The organism is Leifsonia sp. Root112D2 (genome assembly GCF_001424905.1).
Taxonomy (GTDB): domain Bacteria; phylum Actinomycetota; class Actinomycetes; order Actinomycetales; family Microbacteriaceae; genus Root112D2.
In genome coordinates, this window is the sequence record NZ_LMCU01000001.1 from 2,382,235 (window position 1) to 2,401,976 (window position 19,742).

A 19,742-nucleotide genomic window follows, 5' to 3' on the forward strand; every position below is an offset into this window, starting at 1 on the left:
GCACGCTCGCATAGGCTGGGCGGGTGAAGGCAATCCGTCGACTTACCGTCCGTTCCGTGCTGCCTGAGGCGCTTGCCGCGCTGCGGGAATTGTCCGGCAATCTGCGCTGGTCGTGGCACGAGCCCACCCGCGAGCTGTTCGCGGCGATTGACCCCGAGTTGTGGCAGCAGACGCACCATGATCCGATAGCGGTACTGGCCGGCGCGAGTGCCGACCGGCTGCAGCAGCTGGCGGGCGACAGCGACTATCTCGACGCGCTCGCCCGGCAGCGTGACGAGCTGCGCGGCTACCTCGACCAGCCTCGCTGGTACCAGTCGCTCGACGAGCGCGCCCCGGCCTGCATCGCCTATTTCTCGCCGGAGTTCGGCATCGCCGCCGCGCTGCCGCAGTACTCGGGTGGGCTGGGGATTCTGGCCGGAGATCACCTGAAGAGCGCATCCGATCTGGGCCTGCCGCTCGTGGGCGTCGGGCTGTTCTATCGTTCGGGCTACTTTGCGCAGGCCATCTCGGCCAGCGGCTGGCAGGAGGAGAGTTATCCCGCGCTTGAGGCCGACGGACTGCCGCTGACGACGCTGCAGCGGGCCGACGGCAGCACCGTGTTGATCACGCTTGCCCTGACCGACGGCCGCGTGCTGCACGCCCGCATTCTGCAGGCCGCCGTGGGCCGTGTGCGCCTGCTGCTGCTCGACACCGATATCGACGAGAACGACGAGACGCTGCGCGCCGTCACCGATCGTCTCTACGGCGGCACGGGCGAACACCGGCTGCTGCAGGAGTTGCTGCTCGGCATCGGCGGCGCGCGGGCGGTGGAGGAGTGGGCAACCATCTCCGGCGCCCCGCGCCCCGAGATCTTCCACACCAACGAGGGGCACGCGGGTTTTCAGGGCGTGGAGCGTATCTCCCGCCTCATTGGCGAGGGGCTCGACTTCGGCCAGGCCCTGCAGCTCGTTCGCGCGAGCACCGTCTTCACTACGCACACGCCCGTCGCCGCCGGTATCGACCGTTTCGACCGCTCGCTTGTCGAGCGATACCTCACCGGCGATCTGCTGCCCGGCGTCTCCGCCGCCGATGTGCTGGCGCCGGGGGAGGAGAACTACGAGGGCGGATCGGCCGGGGTCTTCAACATGGCGGTCATGGGGCTGCGGCTGGGCCAGCACGCCAACGGCGTCTCCAAACTGCACGGTGAAGTCTCCAGGGGCATGTTCGGCGGGCTGTGGCCGGGCTTCGATGCGGCCGAGGTGCCCATCGATTCGGTGACCAACGGCGTGCATGCTCCCACCTGGACCGACCCGATGCTGCGGGCGCTCGCCGAAGAACGCTTCGGTAACCCGGACACGACAACGGTCGACTGGCGCTCGGATGCGCTCAGTGACGGTGACCTCTGGACGGTGCGCGGCCGCATGCGGCAGCAGATGGTCGACGACGCCCGGCGCCGCGTCACGGCCTCATACGGTCGCCGGGCGCCGGGCGGCATCGCTCCCGGCTGGGTCGCCGAGATGCTGGACCCGGCGGTGCTCACCATCGGATTCGCGCGCCGTGTGCCGACGTACAAGCGGCTCACGCTGATGCTGCACGATCCGGATCGCCTGCGCGCGATTCTGCTGAACGCCGAACGACCGGTGCAGCTGGTGATAGCCGGCAAGGCGCATCCGGCCGACGAGGAGGGCAAGCGGCTCATTCAGCAGATGGTGCAGTTCGCCGCAACGCCCGAGCTGCGTACCCGCATGGTGTTTCTGCCCGACTACGACATCGCGATGGCGCAGCAGCTCTATCCCGGCACGGATGTCTGGCTCAACAACCCGCTGCGTCCCCTGGAGGCGTGTGGCACCTCGGGCATGAAGGCGGCCCTGAACGGCGGCCTGAATCTCTCGATACTTGACGGCTGGTGGAACGAGTTCTACGACGGCGAGAACGGCTGGGCGATCGCCTCGGCCGATGGCGACGGCGACGGCGCTGAACGCGACGCAATCGAGGCGGATGCCCTCTACGATCTCATCGAGAACCAGATCGTGCCCCGCTTCTACGACCGCAACGCCGACGGGGTGCCCGAACGCTGGGTGCAGGCCATCCGCCATACGCTCGCCACACTGTCGCCGGCGCTGAGCGCCGATCGTATGGTGCGCGAGTACGTCGAGCGCTTTTATGTGCCCGCCACCGCACTGCAGCGCGCGCTACGTGCCGACGGTTACCAGCCGGCCCGCGACCTGGCCGCCTGGAAGGCACGCGTGAGCGATGCCTGGCCGGGCGTGGCCGTCGTTCACGTCGACGCGAACTCGGAGTCCCGGCTCGGCGAGGAATTGCGCGTGGACGCTCGCGTGCGCCTGAACGGGTTGACGCCCTCCGACGTGAGCGTGCAGCTCGTGTACGGGCGCACGGGCAGCGGTGACGAGCTCACGGATGCGCGCACGCACGAGCTGCAGCAGGTGCCTGGCAGCGAGTTCCCGGCCGAGGCGGACGAGCTCGAGTATCGAGGTACGTTGCCCCTCGATCACACGGGGGCCTTCGGCTACACGGTGCGCATCGTGCCCCGCAACGCGCTGCTCATCAGCCCCGCCGAGCTCGCCCTCGTCGCCTACGCCGGTTGAGGAGCGCGGTGGAACTTGGAGAATCGCGCCAGCGATTCGCGACCCCAGCACCGAGCGAGCTTGCGAGCGAGGGCTCTTACCCGCGGTCGTCTCGAAACCGCCCTCGTCGCCTACGCCTTCGGTAGGTGCCCCCGCACAAACGCTCCCGCTCGCGTGAGCGCCTCCTCTGCCTCGTCGAGCATCGCCGAGAACGCCTGGAAGACGTGCGAGACCTGAGGAACGACATCGAGGGTCACCGCCACCTCGTCCGACGCGGCACGCGCGGCCAGCCGTGTGGCGTCATCCAGCAGCACCTCGTTGGAGCCGGCCTGAATCAGAAGCGGCGGAAGACCGCTGAGGTCCCCGTAGATCGGGCTCACCCGCGCGTCGCGCGGGTCGGCGCCCGCCAGGTAGTCGTTCGCCCTGGTGCGCATGCCGGCGCTGGTGAGCGCCGGGTCGAGGTCGGCCTTCGTGCGGTTGCTGTCTCCGGTTCCCTCAAGATCGGTCCACGGGGACATCAGCAGCGCCGATGACGGCTGCGGCAGCCCCGCCTCCCTGATGGCCAGAAGGGTCACCACGGCGAGGTTTCCGCCGGCGGATTCGCCCGCCAATGCTATGCGAGACGGGTCGCCCTCGATCTCCAGCAGGGCGCGATAGGCGGCAAGGGCATCGTCGGGTGCAGCCGGAAACGGGTGCTCCGGAGCCAGACGGTAGTCGACGGTGATGACCTTCATCTGTGCCCGGCGGGCCAGGTCGGATGCGAGGCCAACGGATGCCGCGGCCGTACCCATGGCGTAGGCGCCACCGTGAAAATACAGGACAGTACCGAGGGGTTCCTGCCCGTCGATGGTGACGGTCACGACGGGAACGCCGCCCAGAACGCCCATGGTGGTCGTGACGTCGTTGGGTAGGGGGGCGTGCGTGAGCATCTGTTCGAGTACCGGGCGCTGCTCACGCAGCTCGCCGCCGATATCGAACGGGTTCGCCCGCATCATTTGATCGAGTGCTTCGCGCTGTTGCTGGGACATCTGGTTCTCCTTAGTCGAGTTGGGTGGACGTTCTGACCACCGTGAACTAGAATAGCACTAAGTAACTTAGTACTAATGTAAATCTGAAGGAAGACAGGAAATCATGGAGCTTCGTGCGGTCTTTGATGATCTGGTGCGGTTTGAGACCGAGCTGTGGAACGCGCTGGACTCTCTGCTGCAACAGCAAGCGGGGGTGTCGTTGGGAACCTTCAACGTGTTGTCGATCGTCGACGAGACCCCGTCGTGTCGCGTCAACGACATCGCCGAGAAGCTTTCGATAACCGTCGGTGGCGCCAGCCAGGCAGTGGACCGCCTGGTCAAGCGGGGGCTCTGCCTGCGCCAGCAGCATCCAAGCGACCGTCGGTCATCGATCGTGCAGTTGACCGATTCAGGCATGAACGCGTTCGTTCAGGCCGGCCCGGCGTTTGACGAAGGGCTTCGCACCTGGTTCGCGGAGCCAGTATCCGACGAGGCGCTGGGCGCTTTTGCGGATGCGCTTTCTGTACTGCGGAAGGCTGCCGCCACGCGGTAATCATCCTCGGAATTGCCTGGCGAGCAGTTCCTTGCCGGGCCGCAGGCGGGGCCCTAGTCTGTGCATGAGGATGAAAGAAGGCCCCACATGGCCACGGTACGCATTCGTTACATAGCCAATGACGTCGACGCGCTGCGCAAGGCCGGAGTGCACTTTCGCAATGACATCGTCACCGGCGTCGGCGGAAAGCAGATCCTGGTCGAGGGCCCGTCCGGTAACCCGATCGAGCTGTTCGAGCCCACCATTCCCGAGGCTCGCCTCGCCCGTGGCTGATCGCTATTCGCCGCGGAAGGGACTCTGATGGCCAAGCGACACGACGCTCTTGCAGAGCGGCTTCGAACCCTTCTCGCCGGCCGTGACGTGCGAGAAGTGAACATGTTCGGCGGACTCTCCTTCATGGTCGATAACAGGATGCTGGTCGCGGCCCGGCGCGATGGCGACCTGCTCGTGCGTATCGATCCGAGCCGGCATGACGAGCTCCTTCAGCACCCCGGAGCGCGAGACTCCATCATGGGTGCCGACCGCCCGATGGGACCCGGATGGATCACCGTGTCCGGCCTGCATCTCGAGACGGCTGAGGAGCTCGCCTTCTGGACCCAGATCGGTCTCGATCATCACTCCGCGTAGCTTTGTCGATCGCTCAGGGGGTGCCAGGCCGAGCCACGATTTCAGAGCGCAGAGAACTTGTGGGGTTCGAAATGTTCGACATCATCTTTGGCGCTTTCATACTTGCGCCGGAACTGCTGCCGCTTGTGATCGTGGCTCTCGCCAGCATTTGGTACGTGCGTGATCGCATCCGCCGCCGCACCATCGACAGACCGCGATAGGCGCAGGAGGCGACTCTGATGGTGCCCGAATCGGGTAGGCGCAAGAGGGCCTGCCCGCGGCCGCTCAGGCGCCGTTGGCGCGGTAGAGCTGCATGGAGGTGCCGGCGACGGAACGGGATGCGCCCGGCTCGCACGGCGTCGCATCCTCGTCGATCGGCACCTCGGTGGTGCTGTCCCACAGCAGCGTGTACGACTGCACGCCCTCGTGCACGGGCAGCGAGACCGTCACGTCGTCCTCGACACCGTGCACGATGAGCAGAACCTGGTTGGAGGCCTCATGCTCAGGCGTGCTCGCCACGAGGTATTGCAGCGTGCGGTTCTCGGGGGAGTTCCAGTCCTCGTCATCCATCAGGTTGCCGCCGCCGTCGAACCAGTTCATGTGGCTGGCGTTCTCGATGACCTCGCCGGCCACCGCGTATCGGCTCGGTCGCAGGGCGGGGTTTTCCCGTCGAAGCTCAAGCAGCCGTCGCGTGGTGTTGCGCAGTTCGGTCTGCTCCCGGCCGAGAAGCCAGCTCATCCACGTGAGCTCGCTGTCGTGACAGTAAGCGTTGTTGTTGCCGCGTTGGCTGCGCCCGAACTCGTCACCGGCCGTGATCATGGGCATGCCGGCCGACAAGAGCAGCGTCGCCATCAGGTTGCGCATGGCCTTGCGGCGTGTCTTCAGCACGCCTTCATCGGCGGTGGGGCCTTCGACTCCGTGATTGAACGAGTGGTTGTTGTCGGTGCCGTCGCGGTTGTTCTCGCCGTTGCCCAGATTGTGTTTCGTGTCGTATGCGGCCAGGTCGGCCATGGTGAAGCCGTCGTGCGCCGTGATGAAGTTCACGGATGCGAGCGGTCCGCGTTCCGGCGAGAAGGTGTTCGAGGAGCCCGCCAGCCGGGTGGCGAAGCCGCCGATGCCGGTGGGCGCGGCGCCGGTCGCGCGCGCCTGCGCGATATCCCCCAGCCAGAACGAGCGCACCCTGTCGCGGTAGCGGTCGTTCCACTCCGAGAAGCCGTCGGCGAAGTTGCCGGTCTGCCAGCCTCCGAGTCCCACGTCCCACGGTTCTGCGATGGTCTTCACGCCTGCCAGTTCGGGGTCGCTCAGAATGCCTGCGATGAGCGGATGCTCGCGCGAGTACTCGGCGTTCTCACCCCTCGCCAGCGTGGTCGCCAGGTCGAAGCGGAAGCCGTCGATCTTCACCTCGTTGGCCCAGTAGCGCAGCGAGTCGAGAACCAGCCGTCTCGGAACGTCGTTTGAAAAGTCGAGGGTGTTGCCGCATCCGGTCGTATCGATGTACGCACCGGTGTCGTCCTGGCGGTAATACGTGGAGTTGTCGATGCCGCGCAGGCTCGAGCGCGGTCCGCCCAGGCCCTCCTCGGAGGTGTGGTTGTAGACCACATCGAGAATCACCTCGAGCCCGGCCTCGTGCAGCAGCTTGACCATGCCCTTGAACTCACGCAGCACGGCTTCCGGACCCGCAGCCTGGGCGCTGCGGGAGGCGTACGCGGCATGCGGGGCGAAGAAGGCGAGGGTGTTGTATCCCCAATAGTTGGTGAGCCCCTGCTGCACGAGACGCTGCTCGGACACGAAGGCGTGCACGGGCAGCAGCTCCACGGCCGTAACACCGAGATCTTTCAGGTAGGCGATGGTGGACTCATGCGCGAGCCCCGCATAGGTTCCGCGCAGTTCTTCGGGCACGGCGGGGTTGAGCTTGCTGACGCCCTTGACATGCGCCTCGTAGATGACCGTCCGGTCGAGTGGGGTATGGGGCTTGGCGGAGTCGCCCCAGTCGAATCCGTCCTCGACCACCACCGAGATCCAGTCGCCCGAGCGGTTGCGCGTGAGGCCGCGGGTGTACGGGTCGAGCAGCAGCGTCTCGGAATTGAAGGAATTGCGGGGAGCCTTCGGCCCGGAGGCCCGAATCGAATATCGGCGGCCGGGGGAGAGCGTGCGGGAGCGGCCGGTCCACACATTGGCGTCGTCGCGGGTCATCGGAACGGTCTTGACCAGCCAATTGGGGTCGTCATCGTCGAAGATGCAGATCTCCATGGCATCCGCATTCGCCGAGAACACGCGCAACTCGCCGCCGCGCTGGGTGAGCTTCACGCCGAGATTCTTGAGGGGGTCGACGCTCGTCATGCGATCTAGAGTAATTGAGTGCAGGTCTATCTCGATCACGCAGCGACGACACCGATGCTGCCCGAGGCCATCGCGGCCTATGCCGAGGCGATGGCCGTGGTCGGCAACCCCTCCTCGATTCACAGCCAGGGGCAGCAGGCGAAGCGGATGCTCGAGGAGGCTCGCGAGAGCGTCGCGGCCTCGCTCGGCTGCGACCCCATCGAGGTGGTGTTCACCTCGGGCGGTACCGAGGCCATCAATCTCGCCATCAAGGGCCTGTACTGGGCGCGCAAGCCTCGCCCGCGCATCCTCGTTCCCGGCGGCGAGCATCACGCCACGATCGACACGGTCGAATGGCTCGTCGGTGCCGAGAACGCGGCGGCCGAATGGCTGCCGCTTGACGCCGAGGCGCGCATCCGTCTCGACGTGGCGAGGGCCGCGCTCGAGAACGACCCTGCCTCGATCGCTCTGCTCACCCTGCTGTGGGCCAACAACGAGGTGGGCACGATCCAGTCGGTCGCGTCGCTCGCCGCGCTCGCGGCCGAGCACGGGGTTCCGATGCACGTCGATGCGGTGGCCGCATATGGGCACCTCGCCATTGACTTCGCCGAACTGCGCGCCCACACCGGCAGCGGCACGGCCGGACTGGTCGCGCTGAGCGTCTCCGCGCATAAGATCGGCGGCCCCGTGGGCATCGGCGCGCTGGTACTCAGCCGACAGGCATCCGTCGTTCCGCTCGTGCACGGGGGCGGGCAGCAGCGTGACGTGCGTTCGGGAACGCAGGATCTCGCTGCCGCGGTGTCATTCGCGGTTGCCGCGCAGCACGCATCCGCTCGCCGCGTTCAGGAGTCGCACCGGCTCGCTCGGCTGCGCGATCGCCTGATCGCCGGAGTGCACGCCGCGGTACCGGACGCCCGCCTCAGCGGCCCCGCGGTCCCTGAGGCTGCCGAGGGGCCTGCCGCCGAGCGCCTGCCGATGAACGCGCACTTCACCTTCCCCGGCGCACAGGGCGACTCGCTGCTGTTCCTGCTCGACGCATCCGGGGTCTCGGTGTCAACGGGGTCGGCCTGCCAGGCCGGCATACCCGAACCGTCACACGTGGTGCTGGCGATGGGTCGCAGCGAGGCGGATGCGCGCGGCGCCCTGCGCATCACCCTCGGCCACACCACCACCGACGCGGATGTCGATGCCTTCCTCGCGGCGCTGCCCGCCGCCTACGCGCAGGCCTCTCGCGCAGGACTCGCCGACCGCACAACCCGCCTCGGCGCCCGCTGAGCTTGGCTTGCGCGGGCGGCCTTTCACCTGTAATGTAAAACTTACAGGTGCAAGATGAAAGTCGAAGGAGTGCAATGAACGCGACACAGCTCATTGCGCGCCTCGCGGCTATCGCCAACCCGCATCGCTTCCGCATCATCGCCACGCTGGCCGGCGAGACGCTGCACGTCAGCGAACTCGCACGGCGGCTCGGCATGTCGCGGGCGCTGCTGTACATGCATCTGCAACGGCTGGAGGAGGAGGGCTACGTGAGCGGTCATCTCGAGCTCTCCGACGACGGCAAGGCCATGAAGTACTTCGAGGTCGTCGATTTCGACCTCACCCTTGACGTGCCCGCGATAGTCGCGGCCGTCGCATCCGACACAGAAAGTGGGCAGTGACATGCAGTGGTGGGGTTTTATTTGGGTCCTCGTGCCCGTCGCCGGCATCGTGGGCTGGGCAATCAGGGAGAACGCGAAATACCGGGCCCAGGGCCGTTCTGCCGACTTGGCAGGAACATCCGAACTGAAGTCCGTCGTCGAGCAGAACACGGCCGTCAACAAGCAGTTGCTCGAGAAGCTCGACAGCCTCGAGGGCCGGCTCGCCAGCGTGGAGAAGACGCTGAACGACATCCCGTAGTGCGTGCGCGTTTACACTTGACCGGTGAAGGTTTTAGCGGCGATGAGTGGGGGAGTCGACTCCGCGGTGGCGGCGGCGCGCGCCGTCGAAGCGGGTCACGACGTGGTTGGTGTGCACTTGGCGCTCAGCAGGATGCCGGGAACGTTGCGCACCGGCAGTCGCGGCTGTTGCACCATCGAAGACTCCATGGATGCCCAGCGTGCCGCCAACCTCATCGGCATCCCGTACTACGTGTGGGACTTCTCCGAGCGCTTCAAGCTCGACGTCGTCGACGACTTCATCGCCGAATACTCGGCCGGCCGCACGCCCAACCCCTGCATGCGCTGCAACGAGAAGATCAAGTTCGCCGCGCTGCTGGAGAAGGCGCTCGACCTGGGCTTCGATGCCGTCTGCACCGGCCACTACGCGAGCATCGTGACGGATGCCGACGGCAACCGTGAACTGCACCGCGCGAGCGCGTGGGCCAAAGACCAGTCCTATGTGCTCGGCGTGCTCACGGCCGAGCAGATCGCCCACTCGATGTTCCCGCTCGGTGCCACCCCGTCCAAGGCCGAGGTGCGCGCCGAGGCCGCCGAGCGCGGCTTCAGCGTGGCGAGCAAGCCCGATTCGCACGACATCTGCTTCATTCCGGATGGCGACACCCGCGGCTGGCTCGCCGAGCGCGTCGGAGCCGAGACCGGAGACATCCTGGACCGTACGGGAAACAAGATCGGCGAGCACGAGGGCGCGCACGCGTTCACTGTCGGCCAGCGTCGCGGCCTGCAGATCGGCATGCCCGCCGATGACGGCAAGCCCCGTTTCGTGCTCGAGGTGCGCCCGGTGACGAACACCGTGGTCGTCGGCCCCAAGGAAGCACTCGACATCGCGCAGATCGCTGGCTCGCGCTTTACCTGGGCAGGGCAGGCGCCCGAGCATCCGGATGTGGCCTTCGACTGCGAGGTGCAGATTCGCGCCCATGCAGACCCTGTTCCTGCCGTTGCCGTCGTCGAGAACGGCGAGCTGGTGATCACCCCGACGACGCCGCTCAACGGTGTCGCGCCCGGCCAGACAGCCGTCATCTACATCGGCACGCGCGTGCTGGGCCAGACCACTATCGATCGCACGATCAGCGCGGTTCCCGTCGGCTGAAAAGCCGCGTGAATGTCGGCGGCTCTGCCTATGCTTGGTGCGTGGCGAATGAGACGGCAACCGAAGAACTGAGTCTCGAGCAGGCGGCCGGGCAGGCAGGCGAGCTCACCGAGCGCATCCTCGCGGCGCGTGACGCCTACTACGACCGAGATGCAGCGATCTACTCCGACCAGGAGTACGACGGCTTCATTCATCGGCTCGAAGAACTCGAGCGGCTCTTCCCCGAACTGCAGAGTCAGGACAGTCCCACCCAGACCGTCGGCGGTCGGGCCGAGACGACGCTGTTCGACCCCGTCACGCACGCCGAGCGCATGCTCAGTCTCGACAACGTCTTCTCCATTGAGGAGTTCGAGGCGTGGGCGGCCAAGACCGAGCGCGATTCGAATCGGCACGTCGACTATCTCTGCGAACTGAAGATCGACGGTCTGGCCATCAACCTGCGTTACGAGAGCGGAGTTCTTGTCAGCGCCGCGACCCGTGGCGATGGTGTGGTCGGCGAAGACGTGACCGACAACATCCGCTCCGTGAAGTCGATTCCGACCCGGCTGAAGGGCACCGGGCATCCGTCGATCGTCGAGGTGCGCGGCGAGGTCTTTTTCGAGGTCGAGACCTTCCGTAGGCTCAACGCCATGCAGGCCGAGGAAGGCGAGCGTATTTTTGCCAACCCCCGCAATGCCGCGTCGGGAAGCCTGCGACAGGTTCGCGAGAACAAGAGCCAGGCGCAACTCGACCGCATGTACCGCAGGCTCGAGGGGCTGTCGATGCTCGTGCACGGCATCGGTGCCTGGGCCAACCCACCGGTGGCGAGCCAGTCGGGCACGTACGAACTGCTCAAGACCTGGGGGCTGCCCACCTCGACGCATTATCGCGTCGTCGATTCCGCACGCAAGGCATCCGAGTTCATCGAATACTTCGGCGAGCATCGCGGCAGCGTCGAGCACGAGATCGACGGAATCGTCGTCAAGGTCGATGAGCTCGAGCTGCACGATGAGCTCGGCGCCACCAGCCGCGCGCCGCGCTGGGCAATTGCCTATAAGTACCCGCCGGAACAAGTGAACACGAAGCTGCTCGACATCGTCGTGAGCGTGGGGCGCACCGGGCGTGCCACGCCGTTCGCCGTCATGGAGAAGGTGCGGGTGGCCGGCAGTGAGGTGCGTCAGGCCACGTTGCACAACCAGGATGTGGTCAAGGCGAAGGGCGTGCTCATCGGCGACACCGTCGTGCTGCGCAAGGCCGGCGACGTGATTCCCGAGGTGCTCGGGCCGGTGGTGGAGTTGCGCGACGGCAGCGAGCGCGAGTTCGTGATGCCCGCAAACTGTCCGGAGTGTGGCACGCCGCTGAAGCCCGCGAAAGAGGGAGACATCGACCTGCGCTGCCCGAATGCGAAGAGCTGCCCCGCCCAGGTTCGCGGTCGCGTCGAACACATCGGCTCGCGCGGTGCGCTCGATATCGAGGCGCTCGGTGAGGTGTCAGCGGCGGCACTGACGCAGCCGCTCGTGCCCGAGGTGCCGCCGCTGGTGACCGAGGCCGGGTTGTTCGCCCTCACTATCGACGATCTCGTGGGCATCGAGGTGATCGTCAAGGACGCTGAGACGGGTCTTGAGCGGCTTGACGATGACGGCGAGGCCCGTCGGCGTGCGCCGTTCCAGCGGGTGACGCTCGAGTATCCACCGGAGGCCGACGGCCTCGATGCCGCGCAACGCCGCAAAGCGGGGCTCAGAAAGAACGTTCGCGTTGTGCACCCTTCGGCGCAGGCGGAGACCCTGCTGCGAGAACTCGAACTCGCCAAGACCAAGCCTCTCGCGCGTATTCTCGTCGCGCTCAACATTCGCCACGTCGGGCCCGTTGCCGCTCGAGCCCTGGCCAGCTATTTCGGCTCGCTCGACGCCATCCGTGCCGCGAGCCGTGAGCAGCTCGCCGAGGTCGATGGAGTCGGCGGCATCATTGCCGACGCCCTCATCGACTGGTTCACCGTGGACTGGCATCTCGAGATCGTGGACCGCTGGACGGCGGCCGGCGTGCAGTTCGCGACCCCGGGGCATCCGGGGCCGGGCGCTGCGGCTGCCGCAGGCGGCGTGCTGGCCGGGCTCACCGTTGTCGCCACAGGGTCTCTCGAAGGTTTCACCCGTGAGGGCGCACAGGAGGCGATAGTGGCTGCCGGAGGAAAGGCCGCATCGAGCGTCTCGAAGAACACCGATTTCGTCGCCGCCGGTCCCGGCGCCGGTTCCAAGCTCGCCAAGGCCGAGCAGCTCGGTATTCCGCTGCTCGATGCAGACGGATTCCGCCGACTTCTCGAAGGGGGTCCCGACGCCGTGCGCGACACGAAACCCCGGTGAACAGCGGTTTTCGTACCCCGAAGAGGGGGTGGAACGTCATGAATATCCCTCGCTTTAGGGCGGTAGTATCTAAAGCGTGCACGCTCCTCGGAGCGGGCAGCGATAATGCACTGCTCGTCGCTCTCGGAGGGACTCGGTCGGAGTGCTGGTCGGCGTTGCGGCAATACTCGCAGTGACCTCCGTTTTAGGAGGCGTTGGCGAGGTCGGTGTCGTGCCCGGAACATCCGACATTCCGCACGCTGTGGCCATCTCGCTCGCTGATGCGCCGACCGCGGGCAGCGGCGATTCGGTCTTCGGCACCAAGACCATGCTCGGCATTCTCAGCCAACTCGACCCCGCACGTATCTCGCAATACGTTCAGGGGCATTCGGATGCCGTCAGCACGCTGCTGGTGAATCCTCCGGCCGCCGCGAAGGTGGGGGCGGGATGGGCGGCGCTCGGCGCGCGCGAGAAAGACGCGCTCGTGAACGGCGCGCCCGGACTCATCGGAAACCTCGATGGTGTGCCGTTCTCCGTGCGCAACCGGGCCAACACGCTGGAGCTGAATCGCACGATCTCCGACATGGAGACGCAGCTCAAGGGCCACCTCGGCAAGGGGGTTCGGTTGCAGATGCAGCGCAGCCTTCAGACGCTGCGCAGCGTGCAGAAGGCCGCAACGACGCCCGCAGGTGGCGCCAGCCGGTCCCTGGTGATTCTCGATGTCAGTGGTGAGACGCGGGCCGCCATCGCCGTCGGCGACCTCGCTACAGCGCGGTTCGTCAGCTATCTCGTTCCGGGCATGTACTTCTCGGTCGAAGAGCAGGTCGTCGATTGGGCGAAGACGGCCGACACCCTCTACGCCGAGCAGAAGCAGTGGCTGCGTCGCTCCTTCGGATGCCGGGCGTGCGCGGGAACGCCGGGCGTCGCGACGGTCGCCTGGATCGGCTACCAGACCCCGCAGTTGCTCAACGTGGGCGGTTTGCAGCTCGCAACCGAGGGGTCGGACTATCTCGAACACGCGCTCGACGGCATCCGGGCGCTGCGTAGCGGCGACGAGCCCTATGTCACGATTATGGCGCATTCCTACGGCTCAACGGCGGCGCTGATGGCGCTGGAGCGGCACACCGTGGCCGTCGACGCACTGGCGTTGCTCGGTTCTCCGGGCAGCGACGCGCAATCCGTCGCCGATCTGAATGTCGCGAACAACAACGTGTATGTCGGCCAGGCGGGGTTCGATCCGGTCGTGCACACGGCCTTCTTTGGCAGCGACCCGGGATCGGCCTCCTACGGCGCCATTCCGATGGGCGTCAACGGCACGATTGACCCCTTCGGCGGCGGCGAGCTCGGCGCGTCCACGGGGCACAACGGCTATTTCGAGGCAGGCAGCGAATCGATGCGCAATCTTGCCCTGATCGGCATCGGGCAGGGCTCACTCGTGGCCTCCGGTACCGACACCACCACGCAATTGGCCGACGGCAAACGCTAGCGCGGCCAGCGGTGCGCATCACGCGAATAGAATTGAAGGCATCCACCCTCGCACTACACGACGGAGAAGCATGCCCGACATCAGCGCGGAGCAGGTTGCGCACCTGGCCGGCCTCGCACGAATCGACCTGAGTGCCGAAGAAATCCAATCCTTGACCACGGAACTCGGCCAGATCGTCGAATCCGTCGCCAAGGTGAGCGAGGTGGCGACGCCCGATGTGCCCGCGACGAGCCATCCGGTTCCGCTGGCCAACGTCTTTCGTGACGACGTGGTCGTGCCCTCTCTCACGGTCGAGCAGGCCCTCTCCGGCACCGCAGACCGTGACGGTGACAAATTTCGCGTGCCCGCGATTCTGGACGAGGAGTAGCCATGACCGACCTGACCAGACTCTCCGCCTCCGAACTCGCGACGTTGCTTGCCTCGCGTGAGATCAGCAGCGTCGAGGCCACCACAGCCCATCTGAACCGCATCGGCGCCGTCGACACCGACGTGCACGCCTTTTTGCATGTCGCCACGGATGCCGCGCTCGAGACCGCGGCGCGGCTCGACGAGCGACGCGCCGCGGGCGAGGCCCTCGGCCCGCTCGCCGGCGTTCCGATCGCCATCAAGGATGTGCTGGCCACCCGAGACATGCCCACCACCTCGGGCTCGAAGATTCTCGAGGGCTGGCTGCCGCCGTACGACGCCACGGTCGTGCGCAAGCTGCGCGACGCCGACCTCATTCCGCTCGGCAAGACCAACATGGACGAGTTCGCGATGGGCTCATCCACGGAGCACTCCGCGTACGGCCCGACCCACAACCCCTGGGACCTGGAACGCATTCCGGGCGGCTCCGGAGGCGGCTCCGCGGCGGCGGTCGCAGCCTTCGAGGCGCCGCTGGCACTCGGCAGCGACACGGGCGGCTCGATCCGCCAGCCTGCCGCGGTGACGGGTTCCGTCGGCGTGAAACCCACCTACGGCGGAGTCAGCCGGTATGGGGCCATCGCTCTGGCCAGTTCCCTCGACCAGGTCGGCCCGGTCTCGCGCACGGTGCTCGACGCCGCGCTGCTGCACGACGTGATAGCCGGGCACGACCCGCTTGACTCGACGTCGTTGTCTGACACCTGGCCGTCCATGGCCGCCGCGGCGCGCGCCGGCACTGCCGACGCCGCGCTGAAGGGCATGCGCATCGGTGTCGTGAAGCAGATCGCCAGCGAAGGCTTCCAGGCCGGCGTGAAGCAGCGCTTCGAGGAGGCCCTGGCGCTGTTCACTGCGGCCGGCGCCGAGGTCGTCGAGGTGAGCGCGCCCAGTTTCGAGTATGCGGTGGCCGCGTACTACCTGATTCTGCCCGCCGAGGCGTCCAGCAACCTGGCCCGCTTCGATTCGGTGCGCTTCGGCATCCGCGTGAATCCAGAATCTGGCCCCATCACGAGTGAGCGCGTCATGTCCGCCACGCGCGACGCGGGCTTCGGGCCCGAGGTCAAGCGCCGCATCATTCTGGGAACCTATGCGCTCAGTGCCGGCTACTACGACGCCTATTACGGCAGCGCCCAGAAGGTGCGCACCCTCATTCAGCGTGACTTCGACACGGCGTTCGGCCAGGTCGATGTGCTGGTGAGCCCGAGCGCGCCCACGACGGCGTTCAAACTCGGCGAGAAGATCAACGACCCGCTGGCGATGTACCTCAACGACATCACCACCATTCCGGCGAACCTTGCCGGCGTGCCCGGCATGGGTCTGCCCATCGGCCTCGCCCCCGAAGACGGTCTGCCCGTTGGCCTGCAGATCATGGCGCCCGCCCGATCGGACGCGCGCCTGTACACGGTGGGCGCGGCCCTCGAGCGGCTGCTGGAGGCGCAGTGGGGCCACACCTTGCTGAGCCAGGCACCCGAGCTGGCTCAGTCTGGGATGTTCGCACATGAAGAAGGAGCGCTCTGATGGCGAAGAAGGCCGAGCTGATGGACTTCGATGAGGCGCTGGCGAAGTACGAGCCCGTGCTCGGCTTTGAGGTGCACGTCGAACTGAACACCAAGACCAAGATGTTCTGCGGTTGCGCGAACGAATTCGGCCAGGGAGCCAACACCAACACGTGCCCCACCTGCCTCGGCCTGCCCGGCGGACTGCCGCAGGTGAACGGCAAGGCCATCGAGTCCAGCATCCGTCTGGGTCTTGCACTCGGCTGCGAGATCGCGGAGTACTCGCGCTTCGCCCGCAAGAACTACTTCTACCCCGACACCGCCAAGAACTTTCAGACCTCGCAGTACGACGAGCCGATCGCGTTTGAAGGCTCGCTCACGATCGAGCTGGAGAGCGGGCGCCAGGTGACGGTGGCCATCGAGCGTGCCCACATGGAGGACGACGCCGGCAAGCTCACGCACATGGGCGGGGCGACCGGTCGCATCCAGGGTGCCGAGTACTCGCTCGTCGACTACAACCGCGGCGGCGTGCCGCTCGTGGAGATCGTCACGCACATGATCGAGGGTGGCGAGGCGGATGCCCCCGAGATCGGTCGCACCTACGTTGCGGCCATCCGCGAGATCGTGAAGGCGCTCGGCGTCTCCAACGCGCGCATGGAGGAAGGCAACGTGCGTTGCGACGCCAACGTGTCCCTGCGCCCGCGCGGCTCCGGCGTGCTCGGCACGCGCACCGAGACCAAGAACGTCAACTCGCTGCGTTCGGTCGAGCGTGCGGTGCGCTACGAGATCCAGCGTCAGGCGGCCGTTCTGGATGCCGGTGGCAGCATCACGCAGGAGACCCGGCACTGGCATGAAGACACCGGCACGACCAGTGCGGGGCGACCCAAGAGCGACGCCGACGACTACCGCTACTTCCCCGAGCCCGACCTCGTTCCCGTCGCGCCCAGCCGTGAGTGGGTCGAGGAACTGCGGGCGACCCTGCCCGAGCCTCCCGCCGCGCGACGCAAGCGTCTGGGGGACGCATGGGGCTTCACCGCGCTCGAGTTCCAGGATGTCGTCAACTCGGATCTGCTGGATTCGGTGGAGGCGACCATTGCGGCCGGGGCGACCCCGGCATCCGCCCGCAAATGGTGGACGGGGGAGATCGCCCGCCTTGCCAACGCGCAGGGAGTCGACGCGGCCTCGCTGGTGTCACCGCAGCACGTGGCCGAACTCGTGACGCTCGTCGACGCGGGGACCCTCACCGACCGCCTGGCCCGCCAGGTGCTCGAGGGCGTCATAGCGGGCGAGGGCGCTCCGCAGCAGGTTGTGGATGCCCGCGGCCTGGCTGTGGTCTCCGACGACGGTGCTCTGATCGCCGCGATCGACGAGGCACTGGCCGCACAACCCGATGTGCTCGCGAAGATTCGCGACGGCAAGGTGCAGGCCGCCGGTGCGGTCATCGGCGCCGTCATGAAGGCCATGCGCGGTCAGGCGGATGCCGCACGCGTGCGCGAATTGGTTCTGGAGCGCGCGAACGCATAATTGGTAGCCGTCTGACAGCGAACCCGCGTAGGGTTGCGACAACGGAGCCACTCAGGCTTCCTGATGAGGGAGCGCAACGATGTCCGATAAGTCACCCAAGAAATCCTCGGCCAAGACGGCCGCAACGAAGACGCTGAAGGAAAAGCGCGCCGATAAGCACGCCAAGGCGGCGTCGAAGTCGTCCAGCGGCGACATCACGGCGACCACCAACAAGCGCTAAGCCGTTCAGGCGGTTGAATGGGGGAATGACTTCTCCCATTCAATCGCTTCGCTCAGATCTGACGGCCGCCGATTTCACCGTCGACGGCCTTGGTGCGCTGTGGGGTGAGGATGCCGCGGCAGCCCTGTTTCGTGGGCACCGTGTTCCCTCGGTGCGCGCCCTGGAGGCACGTCGCGACCGGGCCGGGCTGCTCGATGCGGCGGCAACGCTCGCGAGACTCTTCGTGCTCGGCCTGCCCGTTCGGTCAAACGAGCTTGAACGCGCATTGCCCTCCCTCGGATGCCGCGGCGCGGTCGAGTTGGGGTTGGTTGCCGTGGAGGTTTCTTCAGGCGATATGACGCCGCTGCTCGATCTGCGACCGTACGCGTTCACCGACGCGCGCGGCGCCGGCGAATGGTGGATAGCATCCGACCTCGGCGAACTCGCGCTCGGGCAGGCGATACCCGAGGCACACGTGCTGGGCGTGGGCGGAGCGTCGCTGACGCTCGCCAGTTTGATCATCGCCGACCCCGTGCACAGCGCCCTTGATCTCGGCACCGGATGCGGTATTCAGGCCATGCATGTTTCACGGCACGCACACCGGGTCGTTGCGACCGATATTTCGGAGCGGGCTCTCGAGCTGGCCCGCCTCAACGCCGAGCTGAACGGCATCGAGAACATCGAGTTTCGGCTCGGCAGCCTGTTCGAACCGGTGGCGGGGGAGCGCTTTGACCAGATCGTGTCGAACCCGCCCTTCGTCATCACACCCCGCGGCGACGGGGTGCCCGCCTACGAATACCGCGACGGTGGAATGGTGGGCGATGCGCTCGTCGCCGAGGTGATCCGGGGCACGGCAGCCCACCTGAACCCCGGCGGCGTGGCCCAGATGCTGGGCAACTGGGAGTATCACGGTGAGATGGATGCCTTCGAACGCCTCACACGCTGGCTCGACGGCACCGGTCTCGACGCGTGGATCGTCGAGCGCGAGGTGCAAGGCCCCGCGCTCTACGCGGAGACCTGGATTCGAGACGGCGGTACCCGGGCGGGAACGACGGAATTCGATCGGCTCTCCAACGCCTGGCTCGACGATTTCGGCCAGCGCCAGGTGACACGCGTCGGCTTCGGCTACGTGACGCTGCGACGCCCGCGCGCCGGCGAGCCCACCCTGCGACGCCTTGAACGCCTGGGTGGTGCGATCGGCGACAGCGCGACGGGCCTCGGCGTGCACCTCGCGGCGAGCCTCGCCGCGCACGACTGGCAGCATGCTCGCGGTGACGACGAACTGGCCGACGTCGCTCTGAGCCTCGCCGGCGACGTCACCGAAGAACGTCACTATTGGCCGGGCGACGACGATCCGACCGTGATGACCCTGCGCCAGGGCGGTGGATTCGGCCGGTCCGTGCCGCTCGACACCGGCCTTGCCGCGCTCGTCGGCGCCAGCGACGGTGAGTTGAGTGTCGCAGCGATCATTGCCGCGATCGCCGAGCTCCTCGGGGTGAACGAAGGTGAGTTGCGCGCCGAACTGCTTCCGCGCATCCGGCAACTGATCGTCACCGGATTTCTTCTGCCACCCCTCAGCCCAGGCCGACCACAAGGTTGATGGTCGTGGCAAGCACCACCGCGCCGAACAGATACGAGAGCAGCGTGTGCGAAAAAACGATCTTGCGCAGTTCGCTCGTCTGCAGGGCCGTGTCTGAGACCTGATACGTCATGCCCAGGTCAAAGGCGAGGTAGGCGAAATCGGTGTATTGCGGCGCCTCCTTCTGGTTGTAGTCGATGCCGCCCACCGGTTCGGTGTAGTACACGCGGGCGTAGCGCAGGGTGTACAGCGTGTGAACGAGTCCCCACGAGAGCGCGACGCTTGCCACCGCCAGGGCGGCGAGTCCCGCCCGCGCGCCGCCCTGTTCGGCCTGGCCGCGAATGAGCACGATGGCCACAGCCGCGAGGCTGGCCACACTGGCACCGAGCATGAGCAGATCACCGATGGCACGATTCGGATCTTCCCGCGTCGCGTGTGCCTTCGTGTCGTCGGGGTTGAGGCGCCAGACGATCAGCCACACCCATACAAGGTAGGTCAGACAGGCCGCGGCCCAGCCGGCAACGGGCGCGTACCACCACGAACTGAGCAGGCCGACGATCACCCCAACGACGATGAAGGCGAGCGCCATCGCGGCGAGCCGGCGTCGAGAGCGAGCATTGGTGATCAGATCGGATGCCACGTGCTGATCGTGCCACGCGGCGGCGGCAGGCATC

19 protein-coding genes are annotated in these 19,742 nt (G+C 66.7%); 16 read left to right on the top strand and 3 right to left on the bottom strand.

Translation table 11 applies throughout. The annotated features are described in order from the left end of the window. Positions 1-23: 23 nt before the first annotated feature. Positions 24-2,585 carry an alpha-glucan family phosphorylase gene (glgP, locus tag ASC63_RS11040; RefSeq protein WP_055813099.1) on the top strand — a complete coding sequence of 854 codons (2,562 nt, stop codon included), beginning with the start codon at positions 24-26 and terminating at the stop codon, positions 2,583-2,585. Between the two features lie 110 nt (positions 2,586-2,695). On the opposite strand, the gene ASC63_RS11045 is transcribed toward glgP, so the two are convergent. Beyond that, entirely contained in the window at positions 2,696-3,592 is an 897-nt protein-coding gene (locus tag ASC63_RS11045; protein WP_055813103.1) for an alpha/beta hydrolase, read from the bottom strand. Positions 3,593-3,695: 103 nt separating this feature from the next. Here ASC63_RS11045 and ASC63_RS11050 point away from each other — a divergent pair, with 103 nt between their 5' ends. From ASC63_RS11050 to ASC63_RS16750, 4 genes are all read left to right on the top strand, one after another. After that, positions 3,696-4,124: a MarR family winged helix-turn-helix transcriptional regulator gene (locus ASC63_RS11050; protein ID WP_055813105.1), complete on the top strand. Its 429-nt coding sequence runs from the start codon at positions 3,696-3,698 to the stop codon at positions 4,122-4,124. Positions 4,125-4,211: 87 nt separating this feature from the next. Continuing rightward, complete coding sequence (locus ASC63_RS11055) at positions 4,212-4,397, top strand: VOC family protein (RefSeq protein ID WP_055813108.1); 186 nt, start codon at positions 4,212-4,214, stop codon at positions 4,395-4,397. Between the two features lie 138 nt (positions 4,398-4,535). Then, the gene (locus ASC63_RS11060) at positions 4,536-4,751 is read left to right on the top strand and encodes a hypothetical protein (RefSeq protein ID WP_235492321.1); all 216 of its coding nucleotides are present in this window, start codon (positions 4,536-4,538) and stop codon (positions 4,749-4,751) included. A 71-nt stretch (positions 4,752-4,822) separates the two neighbouring features. Next, positions 4,823-4,951: a hypothetical protein gene (locus tag ASC63_RS16750; RefSeq protein ID WP_268765154.1), complete on the top strand. Its 129-nt coding sequence runs from the start codon at positions 4,823-4,825 to the stop codon at positions 4,949-4,951. Between the two features lie 64 nt (positions 4,952-5,015). Here the strand turns inward: ASC63_RS16750 and glgX are convergent, their stop codons facing one another. Then, entirely contained in the window at positions 5,016-7,070 is a 2,055-nt protein-coding gene (gene glgX, locus ASC63_RS11065) for a glycogen debranching protein GlgX (RefSeq protein WP_055813116.1), read from the bottom strand. Between the two features lie 18 nt (positions 7,071-7,088). Between glgX and ASC63_RS11070 the strand changes: the two genes are divergently transcribed. The 11 genes from ASC63_RS11070 (at position 7,089) to ASC63_RS11115 (ending at position 19,089) form a co-directional block, all read left to right on the top strand. Beyond that, entirely contained in the window at positions 7,089-8,324 is a 1,236-nt protein-coding gene (locus tag ASC63_RS11070) for a cysteine desulfurase family protein (protein WP_055813119.1), read from the top strand. Between the two features lie 74 nt (positions 8,325-8,398). Continuing rightward, a complete protein-coding gene (locus ASC63_RS11075) occupies positions 8,399-8,704 on the top strand; it encodes an ArsR/SmtB family transcription factor (RefSeq protein ID WP_055813122.1) in 306 nt (101 codons plus the stop codon). A gap of 31 nt (positions 8,705-8,735) precedes the next feature. Then, complete coding sequence (locus tag ASC63_RS11080) at positions 8,736-8,942, top strand: hypothetical protein (RefSeq protein WP_157487660.1); 207 nt, start codon at positions 8,736-8,738, stop codon at positions 8,940-8,942. Between the two features lie 24 nt (positions 8,943-8,966). Beyond that, entirely contained in the window at positions 8,967-10,070 is a 1,104-nt protein-coding gene (gene mnmA / locus ASC63_RS11085; protein WP_200936851.1) for a tRNA 2-thiouridine(34) synthase MnmA, read from the top strand. 41 nt (positions 10,071-10,111) lie between these two features. Then, positions 10,112-12,406, top strand: coding sequence for an NAD-dependent DNA ligase LigA (gene ligA, locus ASC63_RS11090; protein WP_055815411.1), 2,295 nt, complete (start codon positions 10,112-10,114; stop codon positions 12,404-12,406). A gap of 211 nt (positions 12,407-12,617) precedes the next feature. Beyond that, entirely contained in the window at positions 12,618-13,871 is a 1,254-nt protein-coding gene (locus ASC63_RS11095; protein WP_235492188.1) for an alpha/beta hydrolase, read from the top strand. 70 nt (positions 13,872-13,941) lie between these two features. Further along, complete coding sequence (gene gatC / locus ASC63_RS11100; protein ID WP_055813134.1) at positions 13,942-14,238, top strand: Asp-tRNA(Asn)/Glu-tRNA(Gln) amidotransferase subunit GatC; 297 nt, start codon at positions 13,942-13,944, stop codon at positions 14,236-14,238. Positions 14,239-14,240: 2 nt separating this feature from the next. Then, complete coding sequence (gatA, locus tag ASC63_RS11105) at positions 14,241-15,788, top strand: Asp-tRNA(Asn)/Glu-tRNA(Gln) amidotransferase subunit GatA (RefSeq protein WP_055813138.1); 1,548 nt, start codon at positions 14,241-14,243, stop codon at positions 15,786-15,788. Continuing rightward, entirely contained in the window at positions 15,788-17,290 is a 1,503-nt protein-coding gene (gene gatB, locus ASC63_RS11110; RefSeq protein ID WP_055813140.1) for an Asp-tRNA(Asn)/Glu-tRNA(Gln) amidotransferase subunit GatB, read from the top strand. Before gatA ends, gatB begins: the two co-directional genes overlap by 1 nt. A gap of 79 nt (positions 17,291-17,369) precedes the next feature. Further along, positions 17,370-17,510: a hypothetical protein gene (locus ASC63_RS16520; protein ID WP_200936853.1), complete on the top strand. Its 141-nt coding sequence runs from the start codon at positions 17,370-17,372 to the stop codon at positions 17,508-17,510. Positions 17,511-17,535: 25 nt separating this feature from the next. Continuing rightward, the gene (locus tag ASC63_RS11115; RefSeq protein WP_055813142.1) at positions 17,536-19,089 is read left to right on the top strand and encodes a DUF7059 domain-containing protein; all 1,554 of its coding nucleotides are present in this window, start codon (positions 17,536-17,538) and stop codon (positions 19,087-19,089) included. Here the strand turns inward: ASC63_RS11115 and ASC63_RS11120 are convergent. Beyond that, positions 19,064-19,741, bottom strand: a complete 678-nt coding sequence (locus ASC63_RS11120) for a DUF1345 domain-containing protein (RefSeq protein ID WP_055813145.1) — start codon at positions 19,739-19,741, stop codon at positions 19,064-19,066. The genes ASC63_RS11115 and ASC63_RS11120 overlap by 26 nt on opposite strands. Position 19,742 lies beyond the last annotated feature (1 nt).

Excerpts from the sequence above, each read along its gene's own strand:
- ASC63_RS11045 (WP_055813103.1), bottom strand. The coding sequence starts at position 3,592 with ATGTCCCAGCAACAGCGCGAAGCACTCGATCAAATGATGCGGGCGAAC.
- ASC63_RS11050 (WP_055813105.1), top strand. The coding sequence starts at position 3,696 with ATGGAGCTTCGTGCGGTCTTTGATGATCTGGTGCGGTTTGAGACCGAG.
- ASC63_RS11055 (WP_055813108.1), top strand. The coding sequence starts at position 4,212 with ATGGCCACGGTACGCATTCGTTACATAGCCAATGACGTCGACGCGCTG.
- ASC63_RS11060 (WP_235492321.1), top strand. The coding sequence starts at position 4,536 with ATGCTGGTCGCGGCCCGGCGCGATGGCGACCTGCTCGTGCGTATCGAT.
- ASC63_RS16750 (WP_268765154.1), top strand. The coding sequence starts at position 4,823 with ATGTTCGACATCATCTTTGGCGCTTTCATACTTGCGCCGGAACTGCTG.
- glgX (WP_055813116.1), bottom strand. The coding sequence starts at position 7,070 with ATGACGAGCGTCGACCCCCTCAAGAATCTCGGCGTGAAGCTCACCCAG.
- ASC63_RS11075 (WP_055813122.1), top strand. The coding sequence starts at position 8,399 with ATGAACGCGACACAGCTCATTGCGCGCCTCGCGGCTATCGCCAACCCG.
- gatC (WP_055813134.1), top strand. The coding sequence starts at position 13,942 with ATGCCCGACATCAGCGCGGAGCAGGTTGCGCACCTGGCCGGCCTCGCA.
- gatA (WP_055813138.1), top strand. The coding sequence starts at position 14,241 with ATGACCGACCTGACCAGACTCTCCGCCTCCGAACTCGCGACGTTGCTT.
- gatB (WP_055813140.1), top strand. The coding sequence starts at position 15,788 with ATGGCGAAGAAGGCCGAGCTGATGGACTTCGATGAGGCGCTGGCGAAG.
- ASC63_RS16520 (WP_200936853.1), top strand. The coding sequence starts at position 17,370 with ATGTCCGATAAGTCACCCAAGAAATCCTCGGCCAAGACGGCCGCAACG.
- ASC63_RS11115 (WP_055813142.1), top strand. The coding sequence starts at position 17,536 with ATGACTTCTCCCATTCAATCGCTTCGCTCAGATCTGACGGCCGCCGAT.
- ASC63_RS11120 (WP_055813145.1), bottom strand. The coding sequence starts at position 19,741 with ATGCCTGCCGCCGCCGCGTGGCACGATCAGCACGTGGCATCCGATCTG.